We start from the raw sequence: 3,429 nt of genomic DNA, 5'->3' as shown, positions 1-3,429 counted from the left end.
CCTGAACATACAATTAATCCATCTAATTTATCGGTGTTAACTAAATCATAAATAACATTTTGTTTTCTCTCATCTCGTACTGTAGACTCAAGTGCTCCACCAGAAAAAAAGAGTACATTAAAATTTCTTTCAGAAGCAACAGTTCTTATTCCTTTACAGACTGGTGATTGATAGAAACCATCAAAAGAATTAATTAAAACACCTATAGTTTTCCTTCTATTTGGGAATAATTTATTCATTGACAAAGCCTCCAATCCATTGTAAATTATTTAATAATTAAATTAATATTACCATCTAATATTAATGTATAGCAAGTAAATATGTCTAAGTTGCATATCTGAACTTTTACTTACAAAATTTTATTGTGAATATAAAGCTTAATTATATTAATAAATAATAAATAGTTAACGCTTTCCTCGTCTCTATATAGGGGTAGTCATGAATATACTATTTATAATAGTATATATAAGGAGGGTATTTGGTGGGGGTACATTTAGTTAAATCAGGTGATACTGTTTGGTCAATTGCAAATAAATATGGAATTTCGCCACAAAGTATTATTGAAGCAAATGGACTTCAAAACTCTGTGCAACTGTTTAAAGATTGGAATTTGTTTGTGCCACTGGGGGAAAAAGATCGTATGATGAGGCCTAATGAGAAGAGAGCAGCACCAGGATCTCCAATGTCACTATTGGTGCAAAGAAATACGTTAATTAGTGTAGTGCTATTTTGGGAGCCTGCATATGACAATGTACAAGTGAGTGGATATTACATTTTGAGAAATAATATTCCTATAGGATCTACGCTAAATCGAGTTTTTGTAGATACTAGTATTAAAATTGGTCAAACTTACGAGTATAAGGTAACATCTTACACGGCAGACAAAGTTTTTTCTGGTTACAGTAATAGCGTAAAAGTTAGCATTACAACATCGATAGGTATCGTCTATTGGTCAAAAGCTAACCAATATTCTGGTTACTTAAAAGGTACGGATGTTTCTTTTTATACGCCAGAATTAAATTGGAATAAAATTAAAAATGATGAAGTGAAATTTGTTTACGTTAGGGCAGGTGGTAGTGTATTAAATAATGGCTACACACCTGATTTTATGGCACAAAAACATACTTTAGGAATAAAATCTGTTGGGCTTAAAGTAGGATTCTATTATATTCCATACTGGTCTAATTTAGATTACTATTTAGATAGAGCAAATGTTGAAGCTGAAAAATATGCTGACCATATATTTAGCATTATGAATAATGTTGGTATTATAGGTTATGGAGATCTACTTCCTGTTTTAGATATAGAGCCTCCTCTTGACCAAACTAATATCGGGCTTACGGGAAAACAAATAGTCGATTGGGCTAAAGTATTTTGTGACCATTTTAAGTTATACACAGGAAGAACTATAATGATATATACAAATAGATCTTTTTGGAGTGAGTGGCAAGTTACAACTGAAATTAATACACTAAAGAATTTACCTCTTTGGAATGCTGAATTTTATGAATTTAGTAATTATCTGAAATTTAGTGATGATACCCCTATGAATTTTGGTGGGTGGAGTGGATGGAATATTTGGCAATTTACGCAATCGGCAATTATTGGTGGATATACAAACATGGATCAAAATTGGTGTCCCTCACTTGATTTAATAATGCCGCCTGCTAAACTAATAAACTTGAATGGATTCAATGCCTCGAAAGGAACAGTGAATTTAAGTTGGAATAGGAACACTGAGATAGATCTAAAAGGTTACAATGTTTATAAAGATGGCATTTGGATTTCAACAAACATTAACAACTTTATTACAATAACTAATTTAACAGTTGGAAAAACATATAAATTTCAGGTTCAGTCGCTAGATATATTTAACGATGTTTCTAATACAGTTTCAATAAATGTGTATATATCTAGATGAGGGTGTTATAGGTAAGCATTGAAAGAAGGTTTAATTAAAGATATAGAAATTTGGAATGACATTATATTATCTCGAAATGCTACAACATATATTTGTGATGAGCAGTATTATGAAGAAATTAAAAATAGGATAGTAAGTCATTATATTGGCGCTATAGAAAATTTATTAAATAATGTTTCAAAAAGGGTAATATAAATTTAGAAAAATGTGAAGGAATATCAAATTGTAGCAGCAGAAAAGTCAATTTAATATCTAACTTTAGAATTCTGAAAGTAATTATGCATTATAAAATGTTTTTTTAAAAAAATCCTGTAAAAAATCTATAGCGGCATATATATTTAATGAGAAAAATGAAAAAGGGAATGAACAGATAAGTTATATCTACAAAGGTAGTAATCGGTTAAGAATTACAATAAATATTCTATTATGATAGATGAGGTTTGCTGTTGTAAAACATAGATGCTAGTGGTATAGTTTTAGCATTACTTTTAATTATAGCTTAGACATAGAATTATGTTTTGAATATTATATAATTGTAGGAAATGTATTGAATTTTAAAAATATACTAAGGATGTTATTGAGAGGATTAAGTATGGTAGTAGATTATAGTCAGTGGGATATTTATGATGGATTTTCTGAGGGTAGTGGTAGAAGTGAAAAGATCTGGTTAACAAATCATGAAACCAAAGAAATAGGTTTGTTTAAGTATACTAAATCAGATAGAACTACTGAACATGTATCAGAAAAATTAGCTTCTGATTTGGCTGGATTATTAGGTTTAAAATGTGCTAAAATAGAAATAGGAAGATACAAATCAAGAATAGGGTCTATGAGTTATCTTATAAATGATGAAACAGAAATATTAATAGAAGGAATTTACTTGATTAATAAGAATTATCCAAGTTATGATTCATATACTATGTATGATAATGAGAATAAAGAATATTACTCAATAGAGATGATATTAAAGTCACTTGCTGAATACAATTTAAGTAACGATTTCTTTAGAATATCAATTTTTGATTTCTTGATTGGTAACACAGATAGACATCAAAATAATTGGGCTGTTCTTGAAAGTGATAATGGTATTAGAATTTGCCCGATATATGACAATGGGTCTTCTTTATGTTGTTACTTTGAAGAGAAAAACATAGATTTTTATTTAGGAAATGATAAAGTTAGATTTAATTCTGTAGTTAATAGTAAATCAAAGTCTAGAATTAGAGTGGATAAGAAAATTAAGAAAGAGCCAACGCATATTGAGATGCTTAAATATATAAAATCGAATCATAGCGAGTGTGTCATGGATTTAATAAAGGTTATTGATAAGAAGATAACAGAAGTATCATTAGATAAAATTATGTTTAATTATTCAGAAGAGTTGATAAGTGATAGAAGAAAAAAATTAATAAAAAGGTTTTTAATAGAAAAAGTAAAATTAATGAATGATATATTTTTAGGGGCTTGCAGAATTCAAAAATAAAAACTGTGGATAACTTTTAAGATTT

The 3,429-nt window shown here is 28.7% G+C and carries 3 protein-coding genes and 1 pseudogene; 3 read left to right on the top strand and 1 reads right to left on the bottom strand.

All coding sequences use genetic code 11. From position 1 onward, the window contains the following. Positions 1–239: pseudogene (locus tag Q0649_RS09900) on the bottom strand (hypothetical protein); the annotation flags it as partial. Between the two features lie 242 nt (positions 240–481). Here Q0649_RS09900 and Q0649_RS09895 point away from each other — a divergent pair. The 3 genes from Q0649_RS09895 (at position 482) to Q0649_RS09885 (ending at position 3,404) form a co-directional block, all read left to right on the top strand. After that, complete coding sequence (locus Q0649_RS09895; RefSeq protein ID WP_298840958.1) at positions 482–1,921, top strand: GH25 family lysozyme; 1,440 nt, start codon at positions 482–484, stop codon at positions 1,919–1,921. An 18-nt stretch (positions 1,922–1,939) separates the two neighbouring features. Next, positions 1,940–2,116: a nucleotidyltransferase substrate binding protein gene (locus Q0649_RS09890; RefSeq protein ID WP_298840955.1), complete on the top strand. Its 177-nt coding sequence runs from the start codon at positions 1,940–1,942 to the stop codon at positions 2,114–2,116. A 397-nt stretch (positions 2,117–2,513) separates the two neighbouring features. Then, positions 2,514–3,404: a HipA domain-containing protein gene (locus Q0649_RS09885; protein WP_298840952.1), complete on the top strand. Its 891-nt coding sequence runs from the start codon at positions 2,514–2,516 to the stop codon at positions 3,402–3,404. The last annotated feature ends 25 nt before the right edge of the window (positions 3,405–3,429 follow it).

The sequence above is a fragment of the uncultured Clostridium sp. genome (assembly GCF_937920395.1).
Lineage (GTDB): Bacteria > Bacillota > Clostridia > Clostridiales > Clostridiaceae > Clostridium_AD.
This window is presented reverse-complemented; position numbering and strand designations above follow the sequence as displayed.

What these genes read in the sequence shown, in the direction of transcription:
- Q0649_RS09885 (WP_298840952.1), top strand. Translation starts at nt 2,514, where the DNA reads ATGGTAGTAGATTATAGTCAGTGGGATATTTATGATGGATTTTCTGAG.